The sequence below is a fragment of the Gordonia polyisoprenivorans genome (assembly GCF_017654315.1).
In the GTDB taxonomy this organism is placed as follows: Bacteria; Actinomycetota; Actinomycetes; order Mycobacteriales; family Mycobacteriaceae; genus Gordonia; species Gordonia polyisoprenivorans_A.
The window spans coordinates 5,696,062-5,715,320 of record NZ_CP072203.1 but is presented as its reverse complement, the minus strand read 5'-3'; the positions used below and the strand labels follow the sequence as shown (position 1 = coordinate 5,715,320).

Sequence of the window (19,259 nt, the reverse complement as noted above, 5' to 3'; positions counted from 1 at the left end):
TTAGGTAACCCTTGCTTCGGGCGTCCGTCCGCGTTAACGTACGCGTATGACAACGGTGGAGGGGTCCGCGGAGGACCGGACGGAGCTGGACCGGAGCGCGCTGCGTGAGTTGTTGCAGCCCGTACGCGCCCGCATTCGGGTGGCTCAGCTGCTGCAGGTGATCGCCTCGGCGGCAACTGTCGTCCCGTTTGTCGGGATCGTCGAACTGGGTCGGACCCTGCTGCTCGACGGACCGGTGCAGACCGCGCGGGTCTGGTGGATCGTGGCGATCGTGATCCTCGGCCTGATGGCACGGGCGGTGTTCGGCGGTGCGGCGCTCGGTGTCACCCACTACGCCGACGTCGACCTGCAGGTGATACTCCGTCGTCGGATCACCGCCAAGCTGGGTCGGCTCCCGCTCGGCTGGTTCGGGACGACGAGCTCGGGTCGGGTGCGTCAGACCGTGCAGAACGACGTCGGTGAACTCCACTACCTCGTGGCCCACGCAGACGTGGAAACCACTGCGGCAGTGGCCACCCCGTTGTTCGCGCTCATCTACTGCTTCGTGCTCGACTGGCGTCTGGGCCTGCTGGCCGTCGCGACCCTCCCGCTGTATGCGATCGCGTACGCCTGGATGGTGCGCGACATGACCACGCAGCAGGCCAAGATGAACGCAGCACTGGCCCGCATCAGTTCGACCATCGTCGAATTCGTCACCGGCGTCGCCGTCGTCAAGACCTTCGGCCAGACCGGACGGGCGCACAAGGCGTTCCTGCGCGCCGCCGACGAGTTCAACGACGACTTCGCGGGGTATGTGGGGCCGATGCTGCGTATCGAGGCGCTCGCGGCGATGATGCTCTCCGCGCCGCTGATCCTGCTGGTCAATCTCGCCGGTGGGTACTGGTTCGTGGACGCGGGCTGGGTCGGGGCGATCGACGTCCTCGGTGCCACCCTCATCGCGATGGTGCTGCCGTCGACACTGATGGCGGCGATGATGGCCATGCACAGCAGGCAGGGCGCGGCGGCCGCGGCCGGCCGCATCGTCGGATTGCTGACGTTGCCCGAACTTCCGATGACCACCGAACCGGCTGTGCCCGAGAGCAATCGGATCGAGATCGACGAGGTGCACTACGCCTATCCGACCGAGGGATCAGCCTCCGGTACGCGCGCCCTGCAGGGCGTGAGCATGACGCTGGAGCCCGGCACCCTGACCGCGCTGGTCGGTCCGTCGGGGAGCGGCAAATCGACTCTGGCGACCCTGATCCCGCGGTTCGTCGACCCCGACGCCGGGGCGGTACGCATCGGTGGGGTCGACGTCCGTGACATCGACCCGCAGGTCTTGTATCGACATGTCGGCTTCGTGCTGCAGGATGTCGCGCTGCTCGACATGAGCGTCGCCGACAACATTGCGCTCGGTCGTCCCGACGCCACCCGCGCCGAAGTGGAGTCGGCGGCGCGCGCGGCGCGGATTCACGATCGGATCACCGAGCTGCCCGGCGGCTACGACACCCGGGTCGGTACCGACGCCCACTTCTCCGGCGGTGAGGCACAGCGTGTGGCGATCGCGCGAGCACTGTTGTGCGACACCCCGATACTGATCCTCGACGAGGCCACCGCGTTCGCCGACCCCGAGTCCGAAGCCGATATCCAGCAGGCGATCTCGTCGTTGATCGCCGGCCGGACGGTACTCGTCATCGCGCACCGGCTCGGCTCGATCACCCACGCCGACACCATCGTCGTCCTCGACGAGGGTCGGGTCGTCGAGCGGGGACGTCACGACGATCTCGTCGCTGCCGGTGGCACATACGCCACCATGTGGCGGGCCTGGCAGGGCCACCCCGCATCAGGCCCTGCAGGCACTGCCGCGACAGAACCGACAAGAGCTCTCCGATGATCCGTGGTTACCTGCGCATTCTCGGTGACGAGGCCGGGCGCATGTATGTCTTCCTCGCGTGGGCGATCGTCTACGGACTCGCCCAGGGCGCAGCGATGTTGCTGATGGTCCCCATCGCCCGCGACCTCTTCGACGGTGACCTCGCCGGCGCCGGCCACTGGCTGTTGGTATTGGTGCCGGTCGTGGTGATCTGTTGCGTCACCTTCTATCTGCAGTCGCTGATGGCGATGCGGATGGCAGTACACACCATGCGTTCCCTGCATCACCGGCTCGGTGATCATCTGGTGACGTTGCCGCTGGGGTGGTTCACCCGCGACAAGACCGGATCGGTCTCGCAGATCGCGGTCAAGGGAACGATGTTCGTCGGCAGCGCGGGTGCGCACCTGATGACGCCGGTCGTCACCAACCTCGTCGGGTCGGCGACCGTCGTGGTCGGCTTGTTCTTCTTCGACTGGCGGATCGGAGCGACCGCCGCGCTCGGCGCGGTGGTCCTGTGGGTGGCGGGCCTTCGTGCGAGTGCGATGATCGCCGACGCCGAGGCGCAGAATCACGGCACCGCGGTCGAGGTCAACAACCGGGTTCTCGAACTCGCCCGGTATCAGCCGAGCCTGCGTGCGTTCGGGGCGGCGGGCTCGGACTACCAGCCCCTCGAGGACGCGCTGGACCGTCAGCATCGGGTGGGCCGGAAGATGATGGGTCGCTCGGTCACCGGTCTGCTGCTCAATGGTGTTGCCGTACAGGCGGTGTTCACGACCATCCTGATCGTCGGCGCCGCTCTCGCGGTCACCGGTCACGTCGAGGCCGCGTTGCTGATGGCGGTGTTCGGGTTGGCCGCGCGCTTCACCGACCCCATTTCCGAACTGGCCGAACTGGGGTCGGCGATGCGGATGTCGACCGCCGAGATCCGGCGCATCACCGACATCCTCGACACGCCGCCGATGCCGGCGCCGCCGAGCCCGGTCGCCCCCACCACGCGGGGGTCGCTCGAATTGTCCGGCGTCGATTTCGGTTACGGCAGTGCTGACGACGACCGGTCCCCGAAGACGTTGCACGGCATGAATTTCCGGGTTCCGGCCGGATCGATGACGGCGCTGGTCGGCCCGTCCGGGTCGGGTAAGACCACGATCACCCGGCTGATCGCACGGTTCTACGACGTCGACGCGGGAACGGTGCGGGTCGGTGGCGTCGACGTCCGAGAGCAGGACACCGCAACCCTGATGGCGCAGCTGGCGTTGGTCTTCCAGGACGTGTACCTCTTCGACGACACCCTGTGGGAGAACATACGTGTCGGACGGCCCGACGCCACCGACGACGAGATCCGCGCGGCCGCAACGACTGCCGGGGTCGATTCGGTGGTGGACCGTCTTCCCGGCGGCTGGGATACCCGGGTCGGGGAGGGTGGCTCGGCGCTCTCCGGTGGCGAGCGCCAGCGTGTGTCGGTCGCCCGGGCGTTGGTCAAGGGCGCACCGATCGTGCTGTTCGACGAGGCCACCAGCGCGCTCGACCCGGAGAACGAGGCGCATGTGGCGGCATCGATCCGTGAACTCGCCACGCAGAGCACGGTTTTGGTGATCGCGCACAAGATCTCGACCGTACTCGCCGCCGATCAGATCGTGGTGCTCACCGCAGACGGTCGCGTCGACGACATCGGCCGCCACGACGAACTGTTGGCGCGCGGTGGCACCTACGCCGAGTTCTGGACGCGACGCAACGCCGCGGCGGGGTGGACGATGACGGTCTCAGCCGACGTGTGAGTTGCCGGCGGTCACCTCGTCGAGCCAGGCGCGGGTGACCTTTCCGGTTGCGGTGCGGGCGATCTCGCCGACGAAGACGATGTCGCGCGGGACACGTGAGCGCGACAGTTCCCGGCCGATGTGTTCCTGGAGCGCCGCGTCGTCGACGTCGTGGCCCGCGCGGCGGGCGACCACCGCCGAGAGCCGTTGACCGAAGTCGGCGTCATCCACGGTGAAGACCGTGGCGTCGGCGACACCGGGGTGGCGGTGCAGTGCGAGTTCGACCTCTTCGGGGTAGACGTTCTCGCCGCCGGAGACGATCATCGAGTCCGATCGACCGCGGACGTACAACCGGCCGGCGCCGTCGAGGTAACCGGTGTCGCCGGTGGCAACCATGCCGTCGACGCTGTGTGTGGAGCTTCCGTCGGTATACGAACGCATCTGGGCTCCGGTGCGAACGTAGATGTCGCCGACCCGTCCGGGGCCGACGGGCGTGCCGTCGATGAGGATCGCCACCCGGACACCGAGCGGAGCGGACCCGGCGCAGGACGGGTCGTGCGCGAGGTCGGCGGGGGTGGCGATGGTGATGTAGGAGACCTCGGTGGCGCCGTAGAGGTTGTGCAACACCGGGCCGAACCGGTCGGTGACGGCGGTGACGAGATCGGGGTCGAGTCGTGCGCCGCCCGACCCGATGATGCGCAGACGACCGGAAAGTGGTTGCAGGACCGCGTCGTCGAGATCCATGATCCGCTTCAGCATGGTCGGTACCGCGACGAAGGCGGTGCAGTTCTCGGCGAGCATCGTTGCCACGGCACGCTCGGCGGAGAACCGCCCGTCGAAGACGAGGGTGGCGCCGGCGAGGAGGCCGGTGAGGGTGGCGATCAGGCCCCATCCGTGAAATGCCGGGGGCGCCAGGTAGATCACGTCGGATCGCTGTAGCGGGATCTTCTCCAGCAGGCCGGCCAGTGTCGAGAGCATGGTCAGCGGAGAACTGCTGCGGGCTGCGCCGCGGGGTACACCGGAGGTCCCGGAGGTGGGGATGACCAGCTCGGGATTGCCATACGCGCGTGGGGGAATGGTGTCGTCGGCGGCGGCGAGCACCGATTCGAGGTCTTCGGTGCGGATGGTGCGTACTCCCGTGAGTTGAGAGAGCCGGCCGGTGAATTCGTCATCGTGGAGCAACAGATCGATGTGCTCGCGCTCGCATACGGTCGTCAGCTGCACAGAACCCATGTCGGTGTTGAGAAAGACCACCCGAACACCGCCGGCGAGAGCTCCGAGCAGGGCGATCACCAGCTGCGCGCTGTTGCGGCACATGATGCCGACGGTCGGGCGGTCGCCGGTGGTGTCGAGCTCACGCAACACCGTGATCCACCGGCGGGTGGCGGTGGCGAGGTCGCGGTAGGTGAGCGGAACCCCGCGGTCGACGACGGCGACCGAATCGCCGAACCGGGCGGCGAGCACCTCGGTCAGCATCGCCCCACCTCCGGTGCGCGCGGCTCGCAGTGTGGCGGGTAGCTCGGCCGGGCCGGGCAGGATGCCGGCGCGGGCGAGCCTGCCCGTGGCGCGGAGTTCGACGGCGATCCGGCGCAGGCCGGCGAGGCTGGGGGTCACCGACAGAGTTCTGCCTCAAAGAAACGAATCGATCAATGTGTGCCAACGATGGAGCGGATGGATGGCGATCGGTTCCCCATGGTTGGACGACCTAGTAATTTGTGAGGTCGACAACACCCCGCGGGCAACGGAGGCAGTGATGGGACCGGAATTCAGCGAATCGACCGAGGCGGCGATCCGGACGGCGCGCGAACACTCGATCGGCGCGTTGCTGCATCGCAGCGCCCAGCGCAGCCCCGACAAGATCGCGATCATCGACGGGGACACGGAACTGACGTTCGCCGAGTTCGATGCCGCGGTGAACCGGTGCGCCAACACCCTGACCGCGCGGGGTCTGCTACGCGGAGATCGATTGGCGCTGATCAGCCACAACTGCTGGCAGTTCGGCGTTCTCAACTTCGCGACCGCCCGCCTCGGGGTGATCCTGGTACCCATCAACTTCGGGCTCGGCGCCGAGGAGATCGCGTTCATCCTGACCCACAGCGGGGCACGCGGCGTCGTCGTCGAGGACGCTCTCGGACCGACGGTCACCTCGGCGATCGACCTCGCCGCCGCCGCGGTCGACATCCGCGGATGGATCGCGCTGTCCGGTGCCGCGCCGGCACACGGCTGGGAGGACGCGACGGCGTGGATGACCACCGGCGACGCGACGGCTCCCGGCATCGTCGTCGGCGACGACGAGCCGGTGCGGATGATGTACACCTCCGGCACCGAGTCCCGCCCCAAGGGGGTGCTGCTGTCCAGCAAATCGCTGATCACGCAGTATGTTTCGTGCATCATCGACGGTGGCATGTCGGGTGAGGACGTCGAGATCCACTCGCTGCCGATGTATCACTGCGCGCAACTCGACTGCTTCTTCTCCACCGACATCTACCTCGGGGCGACCAGTATCATCCTGCCCGCGCCCGATCCGGCGACGATCCTGGCGACCATCGAGTCCGCGCGTGTCACCAAACTGTTCTGCCCGCCGACGGTCTGGATCTCGCTGCTGCGTCATCCCGACTTCGACACGCGCGACCTGTCGTCGCTACGCAAGGGGTATTACGGCGCCTCGCCGATGCCGGTGGAGATCCTGCGCGAGTTGTCACGCCGGTTGCCCGAGGTGTTGTTGTGGAATTTCTACGGCCAGACCGAGATGTCGCCGCTGGCAACCATTCTGCAGCCGCATGAGCAGATCGACCGGGCCGGGTCGGCCGGGCGGGCATCGTTGAACGTCGAGACCAAGGTCGTCGATGATGACGACAATCCGGTGCCGGTGGGGCAGGTCGGCGAGATCGTACACCGCAGTCCCCATGCGGCACTGGGCTATTACCACGACGAGGAGAAGACCGCTGCGGCATTCCGCAACGGCTGGTTCCACTCCGGCGACCTCGGCGTCATCGACGCCGACGGCTACCTCTCGGTGGTCGACCGCAAGAAGGACATGATCAAGACCGGTGGGGAGAACGTCGCCTCACGGGAGGTCGAGGAGGCCATCTACCTGCTCGACGGCGTGGCCGAGGTCGCGGTCTTCGGTGTGCCACATCCGAAGTGGATCGAGGCGGTCACCGCCGTCGTCGTCCCCAAGGACGGCGCGACCCTCACCGAGGAGGCCGTCGCGGCCCACCTCGAGCCGATCCTCGCCGGATACAAGCGGCCGAAGTACATCGTGTTCGCCGACGCCCTGCCGAAGAACCCGAGCGGCAAGATCCTCAAGAAGGATCTGCGAGTCGAGCACAACGCGATCGCGGGGTAGCGGTGCGTCCGAACAGATCGTTCCGCCACCTGCGCGCACGGTGAGGTCGGAAAAGGCCGTCAGTGCCCGGTCGTGAACCGCTTCCGGATGTGCGCGCGCTGCTCGATCTCGTCGACGAAAGCGCGAGCGAAGTCGGTACCCGAGATCTCCGAGCTGCCGTCGTCCTTGGTCACCAGGAGATCGTCGTCGGTGCGATAGCTCCCGGTGTTCTCACCGGGTGCCCACGACCCGAACAGGGCGGCGGGGGAGACATAGAACCAGTCGAGTTCGGTGGGGCCGGCGCGCAGTGCGTCGAGCACATCTGCGTGGGCCAGTGCCTCGGGCTTCCATTCGTCGTTGAAGTCGGGGGTGTCGACCAGCCGTGGGCCGCCCTCGGCCACCAGCGAACTACCCGCTCCTCCGACCACACCGACGCGTGTGTTGTGTGCGATTGCCGCCGCGGTCACCGAAGGGATGAGGTCGACGAGTGGCTTCCCATCCACGTCGGCACCGTGTACCGCGATCACCACGACGTCGGCGCCATCGGCGACACGATCCACCAAGTCGGCGTCGGCGAGCGATCCGACGTCGTAGGTCACGCCGTCGACGGGATTCTCGGGTGCGCCGGAGCGACTGTACGAGGTGACCTGATGGCCGCGGCGAACGGCCTCGGCGGCGATGTGACCACCGGCGTAACCGGTGCCTCCGAAAATGGCGATGTGAGAACTCATACCGTGTGCAACCGGACCGTGGTCCGCGGTTATTCCGCGGGTCGGCGGGATTTTCTCGGCTCGGTCGGTCGTCCGGTCGACATGGCTGGGCGGGTCGAGTACTGCGCCCTACGCTGACCGTCGTGACCTATGACGATGCCGAGTGGCACACGGATTCGGTGATCGACCTCGGCCTCGATGTGTCCGCGGCCGCCATCCACATCGCGGCCTTCATGGTCTGGGCGTGCAGACGTGGATTGGTACCCGCCGACGACCATGCCGACGCGATCGCCGACGCCACCTCTGAAACCGACCGTCCCACCGGGTTCGTGGCGAAACACTTCGTCTCGCAGATCAACATCAACAACCTCACTCGGCGCGGAAATCTCTTTGCCGAGCAGTGCTACGACGCGTATCTCCGGGCGTTACCCCGCACCGAGTTGATGGCCCGGTACGACAACGACTACCGCGTACCCGACACCTGGGACACCGTGGAGGAGATCGGCACGTTGCTCGACGAGTTGTACGCGTAGTGGGAGTCACAAGGCGGTAGACTCGCCGAGCGTTGACAACCTGCTCATCAGGCGGGCCCGAGATATGTGGTCCACAGCGGCGCAATGGGCGAATTCCGTTCTGCAGAACGCACACTCGATGTTCAGTTCCGCTTCCCGGTCATAGAGGATGTCGACGAGATGGACGAAGCGACGGGCACTCTGGCGGTCGGTTGTGGCGAGGCCGGGCACGCCGCTGACAGTCCACGAACGGTACCGGCGAGCAAGGCGAAGATAGTCGGCGGCACCGAGCGGTCGGCCACAGATCTCCTCGAACGTCACCCCGATGTGGTCGGGAGTCGAGTCCCACGCGAAGAAGTTGCGCCCGTTGACCGACTCGGGCTGTGGCGCTCGATGTGTCGGTACGGCACGGACGGTGGTCCACATGCCGCCGGCGAACCCTTGGTCGTGGTGTGCGCCGGCCCGGTACCGTGCGCGGTAGTCCGTTCCACCATCGATTTCTACTGTAGAACAGTGCATTTCGATGAAATCGATGCTCGGCAGGAACGTGGCGTGGAGTAACGGGTGGGGCATCAGATCAGAAGGTCGATGATTGGACGTGATGATCAGGCGGATGTCGCGCTCGATCGCTCGCCGGATCACCGCGTCGACGTAGATCCCGTCGGCGCGGTCGTCGACGGTCAACTCGTCGAAGCACAGGACCCGGATACCCGACGTGATCGTCGCGAGTGCTCCCTCGAGGCCGCGGTCTTTGATCAGCGCATCGAGGTCACGTCCGAACTCATGCCAATGGAGCCGCCGTGCGCACTTCGGGGGCAGGGCGCCGAGGTAGGTGTCGACCAGCCATGTCTTCCCCCGGCCCACCGGCCCGGTGAGATAGAGATGATCTCGGCCCGAGAGATGCTGCGCAGCAACGATCTGGGACGGATCCAGTCGAAAGCCGGCGCGGGTCGCGGCCTCGGCGAAGACGGCGTCGCCCACGGGCGGTGCGGATTGTTTTCGACGTCCAAACATCGTCATGACTCTATCATCGTAGAGTCTCGCTATCATGTGACGTGTGCCCCGTCCCGATCGCCGCCTACGAATTGCCGATGCCGCACTGGAACTCGCGGCGTCCGGGGGCACGCACGCTCTCACGCATCAGGCGATCGATCGTCGGCTCGACCTGCCGAAGGGATCGACCTCGTACTATTTCCGCACGCGTGAAGCGCTATTGCTCGCCGCCGCCGACCGGCTGATCACCGTCTCCCATGAACGGTTCCACGGAGTGCTCGGGCAACCCGGCGCTGCGAGCGACCCGGTCGAGGTGATCAGCGAGTACGTGACCGGACTCGTCACCGATCGTGTGGCCGAGGTGATCGCGCGCCAGGCACTGTTGCTCGACGTCGGAATCGGAGACGACGTCCGTGGGCGCTTGCGTCGGTGTTTTTTCTCCGAGGACGCGGCCGCAGGACTGATGGAGTCGCTGGGGTCCGCGCAGCCGCACGTGGCTGCCCGGCGGTTGGTGACCGTCCTGGAGGGAGTGGTCTACAGCCACACCCAAGGTCTCGACCGCGATGAGCCGCACTCCTCGCGTCGCGGCGTCGTCGCCGATCTCGTTACGCGAACACTCCTCACACTGCGCTGACCGGCGCGGCGAGTGCGTGCAGCCGCTGGTGGGCCTGCGTCATGATCGATTGGATCAACTCGTTGCAGCTGGGCAGATCGTCGATCATTCCGACGACCTGACCCGAGGCGAGGACGCCCGCGCGGGTGTCGCCCTCGACGAGTCCTGCGCGCAACAACATCGGGGTGTTGCCTGCCATGATGATCTGCTGCCAGGTGCGTTCCCCGGAGCGTCGCATGGCGCGGCCGTCGCGCAGCATCGTCGTCCAGCGCATTCCGGTCAGCTGCTTGAACTCGTTGGCGTTACGGGCTGCGGCGACAAGGGCTTTGACGGAGCTACCGCTCTCCAGCGCCTCGACGAGCGGGGTGCGCAGGACCCGATGCGGCATCCCGTCGACCTTCACCGACACCACCGTGTCACCGAGGCCCCGGGCCAGATACTCCTGCTTGACGGCGTCGGGCACCGCCGAATCCGAGGTCAGCAGGAACCGCGTCCCCATCGCCACCCCCTGCGCGCCATACGCCAGGGCGGCGGCCAGTCCGCGGCCGTCGAAGAATCCGCCGGCCGCCACCACCGGCATGTCGGATCCGTTCTCCGCGAGGGCATCGAGTACCGACGGCAGCAGCAACGTGGTGGCCACCGGTCCAGTGTGTCCGCCGCCCTCGCCACCCTGCACGATCACCGCGTCGGCGCCCCAGGAGGCCACCTTCACCGCGTGTTTGGCCGCGCCGATCGACGGGATCACCACCACACCATGATCTTTGAGCTTGCCGATCAGCTCCTTCTTGGGCGCCAGTGCGAACGAAGCGACCTTGACGCCCTCCCGGATCAGCAGGTCGATCCGCTGCGGTGCGTCGGTGGCGTCGGCGCGGATGTTGACCCCGAAGGGCTTGTCGGTCAACGCTTTCGTCTTGGCGATGGCCGCTTCGAGTTCGTCGTAGGTCATCGTCGCCGACGCGAGGATTCCCAGACCGCCGGCGTTGGCTGTCGCCGACGTCAGCGACGGCCCCGACACCCAGCCCATCCCGGTTTGCACGATCGGGTACTCGACGCCGACGAGGTCGGTGAAGCTCGTCTGCAGGGGTGCGGCGCGCCCGGCGCCCGTTGTGGCAGAGCCGGTTATGCCATCTCCGGTCATCTCACCGCACCTCTTTGGCGCGAACACCCTTGGGATCGAGCACATCCCGGATCAGGCCGAGTTCCTCGTCGGAGGGTTCCCGCGTTGTCGGCGCCTCGGTGAGTCCGTCGATCTCGAAGGAGGTGCTCTCCGCGACCTCCTCGGCACTCACCCCGGGATGCAGTGACAGTGCACGCATCGTGTGGTCGGGCCCGCCGAAGTCGAAGACACCGAGATTGGTGACGACGCGAGCGATGTCGACGTCGTCGAAGGCGGGGTTGTCGGGATCGACTTTGTCGAAGCCGAGTCCGCAGACGATGTCGACGGCGTCGACGAACACGCGTGCCGAATGCCGTGGGACCCAATAACTCGTCGGATGGTTGATGGTGTTGCCGGGAGCGCCACGGGCGCCGAACATCTGTCGGGTCGGGTGTTGCAACGGGCCGAACGCCGACAGGTTCTGATTGCCGAAACGATCGATCTGGTTGGCGCCCATCACCACATGGCGCCGACCCGACGCCACGACGTCGAACACCTTGGAGAACGGCATCCACCCCTCGATGGGACCCGTCTTGCCGATGCCCGGTGTGTCGGCGAGGATCAACGCCTCCCCGTCGGTGATGAGCAGATCGGGCGCAAAGCTCAGGCGCGCCAAGCGCGCTCCGAGCAGCGGGATCGGCGCCATCGGCGACGCCATGATCTCGCCTGCGCCACGGAAGATCTCGGCGCAGGAGACGACGCAGTACTCGGCCCGGGTGACCCCGGTGGTCGCTGTGGTCACTTGCGGTCCTCCTGTTCGGCACGCCACGCGGCGACCTCGCGTTGATAGGTGGGTTCGTCGACGTCGAGGAAGCGCGTGCGGAATGCGGCCCACGCGTCGGCGTCCTTGGCCTGCTCGACGTAGAACCGTTGGAACGCCTCGTCGCGGCCGTAGTCGCCTGCGAAGGAGTGGTGCGCCCCGTTCGGCGTATGCACCACCCGGTCCACATTCATCCTGTTGAGCAGAATCCGTTGCACCGGAACGGACTTGACGAGAACCTCGGTGTCGACGAGTTGATCGGTCTCCAGATACCGGCGCGCTGCGGCGGCACAGAACAAGTCGTCCATGTACGGGTCGACGCCGGTGTAGGCGGCGTTGCCGCGGGTATCGGCGAGGTCGAGGTGGACGAAGGCGGCGTCGAGTCGCAGGGCGGGCATCGCGATGAGTGTCTGCGTGCGGCCGTCGGGGTCGGGATACGGGGACTCGATGGTCTTGAGCTCGCCCTCCCAGAACGCCGGCACATCGGAGCCGAGTCCGGCCCGGATCGGCAGGAACGGCAACCGGGCCGCGGCGGCCTGCAGCCCGCACTTGATCATGCCCTCGTCCATCTCGCGTGCCTCGATTGCGCCGGTGGTCCGGGCGTGGGCGAACCAGGGATCGTAGAACGGGGCGGAGTCCAGGGAAACGAAGCCGTAGTACACGCGACGGACTTTGCCTGCAGCACAGAGTAGTCCGAGATCGGGCCCGCCGTAGGTGACGATGGTCAGGTCGGTCACCGCAGAGCGGGCCAACGCGCGGACGAGTGCCATCGGCTTGCGCCGCGAACCCCAGCCGCCGATACCGATCGTCATCCCGTCGCGCAGCTCGCCGATGACGCCGTCGAGCGTGCTCGTCTTGTCGGTGGGTGTGGCTGCAGTGGGTGTGGCTGCCATGTCAGGCGTGTCCTCCCGTGTTGAGGGCCTTGCCGGTCGCCACGAACTCATCGCGGTGTTCGTCGGCGACGCCGGCCAGATTGAGTTCGAAGGTGTATCCCTGCTCGAGGCGGTAGCTGGCCTTCACGTCCACCGGGTCGATGTGGTTGATCGCCGACTTCGCCGCGCGGATCACCCTGGTGTCCTTGGCGGCGATCTTCTCGGCGACATCGAGTGCCGCGGCATCGAGGTCGTCGGCGGCCACCACGCGATGGACCGAGCCGAAGTGCAGGAGTTGTTCTGCGGTGACGTTCTGGGCGGTGTAATACAGGGTGCGCATCATATGCTGGGGAACCAGACGTGCGAGATGTGTTGCGGCGCCCAGTGCCCCGCGATCGACCTCGGGAAGACCGAACACGGCGCCCTCGGAGGCGACGATCACGTCGGCGTTGCCGACCAGCCCGATTCCGCCACCGACGCAGAAGTTCTTGACCGCGACGACCACCGGGACGGCGCAGTCGTAGACCGCGCTGAACGCCGCGGTGCATCCGTGGTTGGCGGCGATCAACGCCCCGAATCCCTCGGTGGCCTGCATCTCCTTGATGTCGACGCCGGCGTTGAAACCCCGGCCCTCCGCCCGCAGGATCACCACGTGTGTTTCCGGGTCGTTGCCCGCGGTGGTGATGGCGTCGGCGAGGTCGAACCATGCCGACGACGGCAGCGCGTTGACCGGCGGGTAGTCGACGGTGACGGTGACGACCCCGCCATCGGTGCGGGTAGTGGTGATCGGCACGCGTGCTCCTCTCGGCGAAGCGCTCGAAAAACCAACCAAGCAATTGCTTGGTTGTTTGGTAGGGTAGCACCCATGACGACGACCGCACAGGTGACCGGACGGCCGGGACGCTACGACCTCGGGCTCGCCGGACGGGTCGTGTTGGTGACCGGCGGGGCCCGAGGTGTCGGGCTCGGCATCGTTGCCACCCTCGCCGACCTCGGCGTGACCCCGGTGGCCTGTGCTCGGCATTCGAACGACGAGCTCGAATCCATCTCCGCGGCAACATTTCTTCCGTGCGATGTGCGCGACGAGGACGCGGTGGCCGCCACTCTCGCGCGAATCGTCGAGACCCACGGGCGGATCGACGGCGTGATCAACAATGCGGGCGGGTCGCCGTTCGCGCTGGCGGCCGACGCCTCGCCGCGCTTCGCGAGCAAGATCGTCGAGCTGAATCTGCTTGCCCCGCTGATCGTCGCGCGTGCGGCGCAGGCCGTCATGCGTGATCAGGAGGGCGGTGGCGCGATCGTCAACATCTCGAGCGTGAGTGGCCACCGCGCGTCGCCGGGAACGTCGGCGTATGGGGCAGCCAAAGCCGGACTCGACAGTCTCACCGCGTCACTCGCCGTCGAATGGGCGCCCAGGGTTCGGGTGAACTCCATCGTCGCCGGACCGGTCGAGACCGAACAGGCGCACCTGCACTACGGCGACGACGCGGGTATCGCCGCGGTCGGCCGGACGATTCCGATGGGCCGCATGGCCCGCCCCGCCGACGTCGGCGCCGCCGCGGCCTTCCTGCTCTCACCGCTGGCCGGCTACATCACCGGCGCCACCCTGACCGTCCACGGCGGGGGCGAACTACCGGCATTTCTCGCCGCCGCCAATGCCGGCAACGACGTCTGATCTGCAACCGAACGAACCGCGAGCTGTGAACCGAAACATCTGAGAGGACAACAACAGTGGCTGAGAGTGCGTCCAATGCCGGTCGTGTGGTCGTGGTGACCGGCGCCGGGCAGGGTATCGGCCGGGCGCACGCCCTGGCCTTCGCCGCCGACGGTGCCAAGGTGGTCGTCAACGACTTCGTGGCCGAGGCCGCGGACGCGGTGGCCGACGAGATCCGCACCACTGGCGGTGACGCCATCACCGCCGCCGGCGACGTCGCCGACTGGGACACTGCGGCCGGCATCGTCGCCACCGCCGTCGACGAATTCGGCGCGCTCGACGCCCTGGTCAACAACGCGGGATTCGTGCGTGACCGCATGCTGGTCTCGATGGCCGAGGACGAGTGGGACGCCGTGGTCCGCGTGCATCTGAAGGGGCACTTCGTGATGCTGCGTCATGCCGCCGCCTACTGGCGGGCACAGGCCAAGGCCGGCAGTAGGCGTACCGCCCGCGTCGTCAACACCTCGTCCGGGGCCGGCCTCTACGGCTCGGTCGGGCAGGGCAACTACGTCGCCGCCAAGGCCGGTATCGCGGCATTGACGATCCAGGCCGCCGCCGAGATGGGCGGTTACGGGGTCACGGTCAATGCGATCGCACCGGCGGCGCGCACCGCGATGACCCTCGGTGCCGGCGAGGCGATGGCCGCGCAGATGGCCGCCCCCGACGACGGCTCCTTCGACGCGATGGATCCGGCGAACATCTCACCGCTGGTGTGCTGGCTCGCTTCTCCGCAATCAGGGGAGGTCACCGGACGGGTCTTCGAGGTGGAGGGCGGCAAGATCTCGATCACCGACGGCTGGCAGCGTAGCGTCGAACGCGACAAGGGTGCGCGCTGGGAATCGTCCGAACTCGGCCCGGTGATCGCCGAGATCATCGCAAAGGCGCCGGTGCCGATGCCGGTCTACGGAGCGCGCTGACACCGTTGGGCCGATACCTGTGGGGAGAGCCATGACCGACTCCGTGGCGGCGACCCGTGTCGCGGCGGCACGGGCCTACGTCGATGCCCTGGTCAGTCACGATGCGAGCGCGGTCGACCTGCATCCGGACTGCACCCGAGTCGAATTCGGCGTCAAGACCGGGCGCAACGGACCGCATATCGCGCGCAGCCTCGAACGCGGGCCACAGTTCCGGCTGATCCACCGCGTCAGTGCGTTCGAGGCCACCGTCGACGGACACAGCGTCACCACCCGCTACCTCGTTCACGTCGCACCGAAGGTGCTGGGGCTCGCGGCGCCGGTGTCGGAGACCTTCGTCATCGACGAGGACACTCGCATTCGCGCGATCGTCGCCCGCTTTGGGCTGCCCCGGCGGGTCGGCTGAGCGCACCGACCCGCGCCAGGTGATCGGTCAGGCGCCCGGCGCCCGAACCACCATTGGCACACCCGGGAAGTAGGCGGCGATCTCCGAGCGCGACTTGCGCAGGGCGGCGGTACCGTAACCCTTCTTGCGATGCTCGGGATGAATCCAGATCCGCACGTCGACCTCGCCGGAGGTCAACTCGCCGAAGACGAAGCCCACCTTGGAGTCTCCTTCGATGGCGACGAGCCAGACGGCCTCCTCGTCGTCGACGCGTGCGGTGGCCTTGCTCAGTTCGTCGGCCAGATCGCCCGCGGGAGCACCCGAGCCGTCGCCGGCCACGCCGAGTTCGGAGGTGCGGGTGGCGAAGAGGTCGGCGTCCTCCTCCGGGGAGAAGGGGCGCAGGTCGAGGGTGTCGCCGCTGGATGCGGGCCGTTCGGCGAGGGTGAAGGTGAGCGCCGAGTTCAGGTCGTCGAGTTCGGCCTGGTTCTTGCGGCGCTCCTCCTTGGTGAGCTGATCGAGTTTCATGTCGAGGATCGCCTCGGCGCCGAGCTGGGACTTGTCCAGCAGTTCGGCGATCGCGGCGACGGCATCGGTGTGATTGTCGGCCTCGACGATGGTGTCGAGAACCTCGTGGCGCCGCTCGAGAGCGGTCAGGAGTGCGTCGGTGATGTCGCGACGGGAGGTCGCCAGGTCCAGGTCAGTCATGCCTCGATCCTAATGCGGAGTGGTCGCCCATGAGGGCAGACCGAATATGGAACACGTTCTAGTGTGTAGAGGTCGCTCAGAACGCGACATCTGTGCATGTCACCGACGAATTCCGTCCACGGCCTTCCTCAGTTCTGAAACACGTCCTAGTCTGGACGCATGACTGAGGACAGCTCTGTGACCGAATACGACCCGTTGCGCAGCGGGGTCCATCTGGGGGATCTCATGGTCGCGGCCCTGCGACGCCATCGCGACCACAAGGTGCTCGAACTCGGCGACACCGAACTCACCGGGGGCGAGATGGCCGACGCGGTCAGCCGGTACGTGCAGGCCTTCGAGTCGGTCGGCGCGGGATCGGGAACCGCCGTCGGGCTCCTGGCGCTCAACCGTCCGGAGGTGCTCCTGGTGATCGGTGCCGGGCAGACCCAGGGCTGGCGGCGCACCGCGCTGCATCCGCTCGGCTCGCTCGACGATCACGCCTACGTACTCTCCGACGCCGGGGTCACCACACTGGTCATCGATCCGGTGCCGATGTTCGTCGCGCGTGCGGCGGCGCTGGTGGACCGCGTCGAGAGTCTCGAGCAGGTCCTCACCCTCGGGCCGGTGCCGGAGGAGCTCTCCGCATACGGTCGCGACATCATCGCCGAGGCCGACACGTTCTCGCCGCGCCCGCTGACCGCGGCGCCGCTACCCGGCGATCACATCGTGTCGATCACCTACACCGGCGGGACCACCGGAAAACCCAAGGGCGTCATCGGAACCGCGTCGGCGATGGCGACGATGACCCAGATCCAGCTCTCGGAGTGGGAATGGCCGGAGCGACCACGATTCCTGATGTGCACGCCGCTCTCACATGCCGGTGCCGCGTTCTTCGTGCCGACGCTGATGAAGGGCGGCACGATGATCGTGCTGTCGAAGTTCGACCCCGCACAGGTGCTCGCGACGATCGAGGAGAAGAGGATCAGCGCCACCATGCTGGTGCCCTCGATGCTCTATGCGCTCCTCGATCATCCCGACTCGAAGACACGTGACCTCTCGTCACTGGAAACCGTGTATTACGGTGCCTCGCCGATCAATCCGGTGCGGCTCGCCGAGGCGATCGAACGTTTCGGCCCGATCTTCGCCCAGTACTACGGGCAGTCCGAAGCCCCGATGGTGATCAGCTATCTCGGTAAGCACGACCATCCGAAGCCGGGCGAGGACACCCGCCGACTGTCGAGCTGTGGCCGGCCGTCGGCCTTCCTGCACACCGCGCTCCTCGGTCCCGACGACGCTCCCGTCGCACCGGGCGAGCCCGGCGAGATCTGTGTGGCCGGACCGCTTCTCGCCGGCGGCTATTGGGGCCTGCCCGAGCAGACCGCGGCGACCTTCCGGGACGGTTGGCTGCGGACCGGCGACGTCGCGCGCGAAGACGACGACGGCTTCTGGTACATCGTCGACCGCACCAAGGACATGATCGTCACCGGCGGCTTCAACGTCTTTCCGCGGGAGGTCGAAGATGTTGTCGCCGAACACCCTTCCGTCGCACAGGTCGGTGTGATCGGGGTACCCGACGAAAAGTGGGGTGAGGCGGTCACCGCGGTCGTGGTGTTGCGTGCCGACGCCGCATCCGACGACGACGGGCGGGCGCGGATCACCGGTGAGATCCAGGGCGCGGTGAAGGAACGCAAGGGTGCGGTGCAGTCGCCCAAGCAGGTGATCTTCGCCGACGCGCTGCCGCTGACCGCGCTGGGCAAGCCCGACAAGAAGGCGCTGCGTGCACAGTTCTGGGAGTCGGCCGGCCGCGGGGTCGGCTGAGCGACATCGACCGACAGCGTTCAGGTGCAATCACAGTCGCAACAGTCGCAGCAATCCCCGCAGTCGTCGGTGCAGCAGGGGCTGGTGAGTTTGTCGCTGCAGTGATTCCAGTGGTCGGTGCAGCACGCCCGGCCCGTGCAGCCGGTCCACAGGAACGGGCCGAGACGATCACGAAATCGCCGGTTCGGTGGGAATGGCGGGGGATATGGCCAGGAGTCGGGGAAGTCCGGTGGCCGCGTGGCGGGCCACCGGGTCCGCGCATGCATCCGGCGGGCGATTGCGTGCCGCAGACCGTCGAGGAGCACCGCCCGCAGCAACCGGTCGTCGTCGAGTCGGAGCCGTGAATACCGCTCGGTGATCCGGTTGCGTCGGTCGCGGCACTCGGTCAGTGCTGCGGTCACCTCGGTTCCGGTGGCGCGCAACGGATTGAACGCACCGGAGAGAGCGTCGGCGTGATAGTCGTCCACGGCGTCGAGCAGATGGGCGATCGTCCCGAAGTCGTAGCCGATGGCTTCGAGGTCGGCGCGGTTGTCCGGCATGCCCGAGGCATCGGCGGTCGCTGCGAACACCTCGGCGCACGCCCGGCCGCTGGGATCGGTGATCTCACCGAGAGATGCTGCCGTGCACTCGATCTCGGACTGGCGATGCAGGATGTGCAGGATACGCTCGGCGTCGAGGACCGGGGCGTTCGAGGCCGCCGCATGTAACCGGGATCCGATCACCCGGGCGGTTGCCGACCTCATCGGTGAGTGTGGCGCGAGTCCGAGGCGCCCTTCGGCGCGGACATCGTCGGCCTTGGCCGCGGCCAGGGTGAGTGACGCGCCGGCGGCCAGCCGGATACCCGGGTCGGTGGCGGTGACCACCGTGGCCGTGCGCAGCGACCGAAGTGGGCACCGTCCCGCTCGTGCGGTCGCCGCCCCACCGCTGCGCTGGGCTTCGGTGAGGATCGAGATCATCACCGCATCGGTGTTGGTGGTCAGCCGCGCGGCCTGACCGTGACCGTCGCGCAGCGCCAGACACAACCCGCACAGGTGTGCGCGCCACCGGTCGGCGAGTTCGTCTCCCAGACGGTGACGACATGGTGTGAGGACCCCGAACATGCCGCCATCCAAGCATCACGCCCCGGTTCGACACCACCGGAGTGGCCGCCGTGTCCTTCAGGCGGTCGACACCGGGCGGTCGACGCTGGTCGGG

The 19,259-nt window shown here is 67.3% G+C and carries 18 protein-coding genes; 9 read left to right on the top strand and 9 right to left on the bottom strand.

What is annotated here, in order from left to right:
- Window positions 1-46 precede the first annotated feature (46 nt).
- Both J6U32_RS25650 and J6U32_RS25645 read left to right on the top strand, forming a co-directional pair.
- Window positions 47-1,873: an ABC transporter ATP-binding protein gene (locus J6U32_RS25650; RefSeq protein ID WP_208792729.1), complete on the top strand. Its 1,827-nt coding sequence runs from the start codon at window positions 47-49 to the stop codon at window positions 1,871-1,873.
- Window positions 1,870-3,627, top strand: coding sequence for an ABC transporter ATP-binding protein (locus J6U32_RS25645; protein ID WP_208792728.1), 1,758 nt, complete (start codon window positions 1,870-1,872; stop codon window positions 3,625-3,627). The genes J6U32_RS25650 and J6U32_RS25645 overlap by 4 nt, the downstream gene beginning before the upstream one ends.
- Here J6U32_RS25645 and J6U32_RS25640 read toward each other — a convergent pair.
- Window positions 3,613-5,220, bottom strand: coding sequence for an AMP-binding protein (locus J6U32_RS25640; protein WP_208792727.1), 1,608 nt, complete (start codon window positions 5,218-5,220; stop codon window positions 3,613-3,615). The two genes, J6U32_RS25645 and J6U32_RS25640, sit on opposite strands and share 15 nt — an antisense overlap.
- A gap of 139 nt (window positions 5,221-5,359) precedes the next feature.
- Here J6U32_RS25640 and J6U32_RS25635 point away from each other — a divergent pair, with 139 nt between their 5' ends.
- On the top strand, window positions 5,360-6,955 hold the full coding sequence (locus tag J6U32_RS25635; RefSeq protein ID WP_208792726.1) for an acyl-CoA synthetase: 1,596 nt from the start codon (window positions 5,360-5,362) through the stop codon (window positions 6,953-6,955).
- Between the two features lie 59 nt (window positions 6,956-7,014).
- On the opposite strand, the gene J6U32_RS25630 is transcribed toward J6U32_RS25635, so the two are convergent.
- Window positions 7,015-7,665, bottom strand: coding sequence for an NAD(P)-dependent oxidoreductase (locus tag J6U32_RS25630; protein WP_208792725.1), 651 nt, complete (start codon window positions 7,663-7,665; stop codon window positions 7,015-7,017).
- Between the two features lie 122 nt (window positions 7,666-7,787).
- Between J6U32_RS25630 and J6U32_RS25625 the strand changes: the two genes are divergently transcribed.
- Window positions 7,788-8,177 (top strand): hypothetical protein, encoded by a 390-nt coding sequence (locus J6U32_RS25625; RefSeq protein WP_208792724.1) that lies wholly within the window; start codon window positions 7,788-7,790, stop codon window positions 8,175-8,177.
- 6 nt (window positions 8,178-8,183) lie between these two features.
- Here the strand turns inward: J6U32_RS25625 and zapE are convergent, their stop codons facing one another.
- The gene (zapE, locus tag J6U32_RS25620; RefSeq protein WP_208792723.1) at window positions 8,184-9,170 is read right to left on the bottom strand and encodes a cell division protein ZapE; all 987 of its coding nucleotides are present in this window, start codon (window positions 9,168-9,170) and stop codon (window positions 8,184-8,186) included.
- A 43-nt stretch (window positions 9,171-9,213) separates the two neighbouring features.
- Here zapE and J6U32_RS25615 point away from each other — a divergent pair, with 43 nt between their 5' ends.
- Window positions 9,214-9,783 (top strand): TetR/AcrR family transcriptional regulator, encoded by a 570-nt coding sequence (locus tag J6U32_RS25615; protein WP_208792722.1) that lies wholly within the window; start codon window positions 9,214-9,216, stop codon window positions 9,781-9,783.
- On the opposite strand, the gene J6U32_RS25610 is transcribed toward J6U32_RS25615, so the two are convergent.
- From J6U32_RS25610 to echA20, 4 genes are read right to left on the bottom strand one after another with little or no spacing between them, the layout of a single operon-like run.
- Window positions 9,770-10,900 carry an NAD(P)H-dependent flavin oxidoreductase gene (locus tag J6U32_RS25610; RefSeq protein WP_208792721.1) on the bottom strand — a complete coding sequence of 377 codons (1,131 nt, stop codon included), beginning with the start codon at window positions 10,898-10,900 and terminating at the stop codon, window positions 9,770-9,772. The genes J6U32_RS25615 and J6U32_RS25610 overlap by 14 nt on opposite strands.
- A gap of 1 nt (window position 10,901) precedes the next feature.
- Window positions 10,902-11,660, bottom strand: coding sequence for a CoA-transferase subunit beta (locus J6U32_RS25605; protein ID WP_208792720.1), 759 nt, complete (start codon window positions 11,658-11,660; stop codon window positions 10,902-10,904).
- Window positions 11,657-12,571, bottom strand: a complete 915-nt coding sequence (locus J6U32_RS25600) for a CoA transferase subunit A (RefSeq protein WP_208792719.1) — start codon at window positions 12,569-12,571, stop codon at window positions 11,657-11,659. Before J6U32_RS25600 ends, J6U32_RS25605 begins: the two co-directional genes overlap by 4 nt.
- A gap of 1 nt (window position 12,572) precedes the next feature.
- Window positions 12,573-13,343: a (7aS)-7a-methyl-1,5-dioxo-2,3,5,6,7,7a-hexahydro-1H-indene-carboxyl-CoA hydrolase gene (gene echA20, locus J6U32_RS25595; RefSeq protein ID WP_208792718.1), complete on the bottom strand. Its 771-nt coding sequence runs from the start codon at window positions 13,341-13,343 to the stop codon at window positions 12,573-12,575.
- A 72-nt stretch (window positions 13,344-13,415) separates the two neighbouring features.
- Here echA20 and J6U32_RS25590 point away from each other — a divergent pair, with 72 nt between their 5' ends.
- Genes J6U32_RS25590 through J6U32_RS25580 form a run of 3 tightly spaced genes read left to right on the top strand, consistent with a single transcriptional unit; the run spans window position 13,416 to window position 15,584 of the window.
- A complete protein-coding gene (locus tag J6U32_RS25590) occupies window positions 13,416-14,225 on the top strand; it encodes an SDR family oxidoreductase (protein WP_208792717.1) in 810 nt (269 codons plus the stop codon).
- Window positions 14,226-14,281: 56 nt separating this feature from the next.
- Window positions 14,282-15,181 (top strand): SDR family oxidoreductase, encoded by a 900-nt coding sequence (locus tag J6U32_RS25585; protein ID WP_208792716.1) that lies wholly within the window; start codon window positions 14,282-14,284, stop codon window positions 15,179-15,181.
- A gap of 31 nt (window positions 15,182-15,212) precedes the next feature.
- Entirely contained in the window at window positions 15,213-15,584 is a 372-nt protein-coding gene (locus J6U32_RS25580; protein WP_208792715.1) for a hypothetical protein, read from the top strand.
- 27 nt (window positions 15,585-15,611) lie between these two features.
- On the opposite strand, the gene J6U32_RS25575 is transcribed toward J6U32_RS25580, so the two are convergent.
- A complete protein-coding gene (locus J6U32_RS25575; protein ID WP_208792714.1) occupies window positions 15,612-16,268 on the bottom strand; it encodes a GNAT family N-acetyltransferase in 657 nt (218 codons plus the stop codon).
- 159 nt (window positions 16,269-16,427) lie between these two features.
- On the opposite strand from J6U32_RS25575, the gene fadD8 reads away from it, so the two are divergent.
- Entirely contained in the window at window positions 16,428-18,065 is a 1,638-nt protein-coding gene (gene fadD8 / locus J6U32_RS25570; RefSeq protein WP_208792713.1) for a fatty-acid--CoA ligase FadD8, read from the top strand.
- A 20-nt stretch (window positions 18,066-18,085) separates the two neighbouring features.
- Here fadD8 and J6U32_RS25565 read toward each other — a convergent pair whose 3' ends face one another.
- Window positions 18,086-19,165 carry a DUF5685 family protein gene (locus J6U32_RS25565; RefSeq protein ID WP_208792712.1) on the bottom strand — a complete coding sequence of 360 codons (1,080 nt, stop codon included), beginning with the start codon at window positions 19,163-19,165 and terminating at the stop codon, window positions 18,086-18,088.
- Between the last annotated feature and the right edge of the window lie 94 nt (window positions 19,166-19,259).

What these genes read in the sequence shown, in the direction of transcription:
- J6U32_RS25575 (WP_208792714.1), bottom strand. Translation starts at nt 16,268, where the DNA reads ATGACTGACCTGGACCTGGCGACCTCCCGTCGCGACATCACCGACGCA.
- J6U32_RS25610 (WP_208792721.1), bottom strand. Translation starts at nt 10,900, where the DNA reads ATGACCGGAGATGGCATAACCGGCTCTGCCACAACGGGCGCCGGGCGC.
- J6U32_RS25590 (WP_208792717.1), top strand. Translation starts at nt 13,416, where the DNA reads ATGACGACGACCGCACAGGTGACCGGACGGCCGGGACGCTACGACCTC.
- J6U32_RS25580 (WP_208792715.1), top strand. Translation starts at nt 15,213, where the DNA reads ATGACCGACTCCGTGGCGGCGACCCGTGTCGCGGCGGCACGGGCCTAC.
- J6U32_RS25645 (WP_208792728.1), top strand. Translation starts at nt 1,870, where the DNA reads ATGATCCGTGGTTACCTGCGCATTCTCGGTGACGAGGCCGGGCGCATG.
- J6U32_RS25635 (WP_208792726.1), top strand. Translation starts at nt 5,360, where the DNA reads ATGGGACCGGAATTCAGCGAATCGACCGAGGCGGCGATCCGGACGGCG.
- zapE (WP_208792723.1), bottom strand. Translation starts at nt 9,170, where the DNA reads ATGTTTGGACGTCGAAAACAATCCGCACCGCCCGTGGGCGACGCCGTC.
- J6U32_RS25600 (WP_208792719.1), bottom strand. Translation starts at nt 12,571, where the DNA reads ATGGCAGCCACACCCACTGCAGCCACACCCACCGACAAGACGAGCACG.
- J6U32_RS25630 (WP_208792725.1), bottom strand. Translation starts at nt 7,665, where the DNA reads ATGAGTTCTCACATCGCCATTTTCGGAGGCACCGGTTACGCCGGTGGT.
- fadD8 (WP_208792713.1), top strand. Translation starts at nt 16,428, where the DNA reads ATGACTGAGGACAGCTCTGTGACCGAATACGACCCGTTGCGCAGCGGG.
- J6U32_RS25565 (WP_208792712.1), bottom strand. Translation starts at nt 19,165, where the DNA reads ATGTTCGGGGTCCTCACACCATGTCGTCACCGTCTGGGAGACGAACTC.
- J6U32_RS25650 (WP_208792729.1), top strand. Translation starts at nt 47, where the DNA reads ATGACAACGGTGGAGGGGTCCGCGGAGGACCGGACGGAGCTGGACCGG.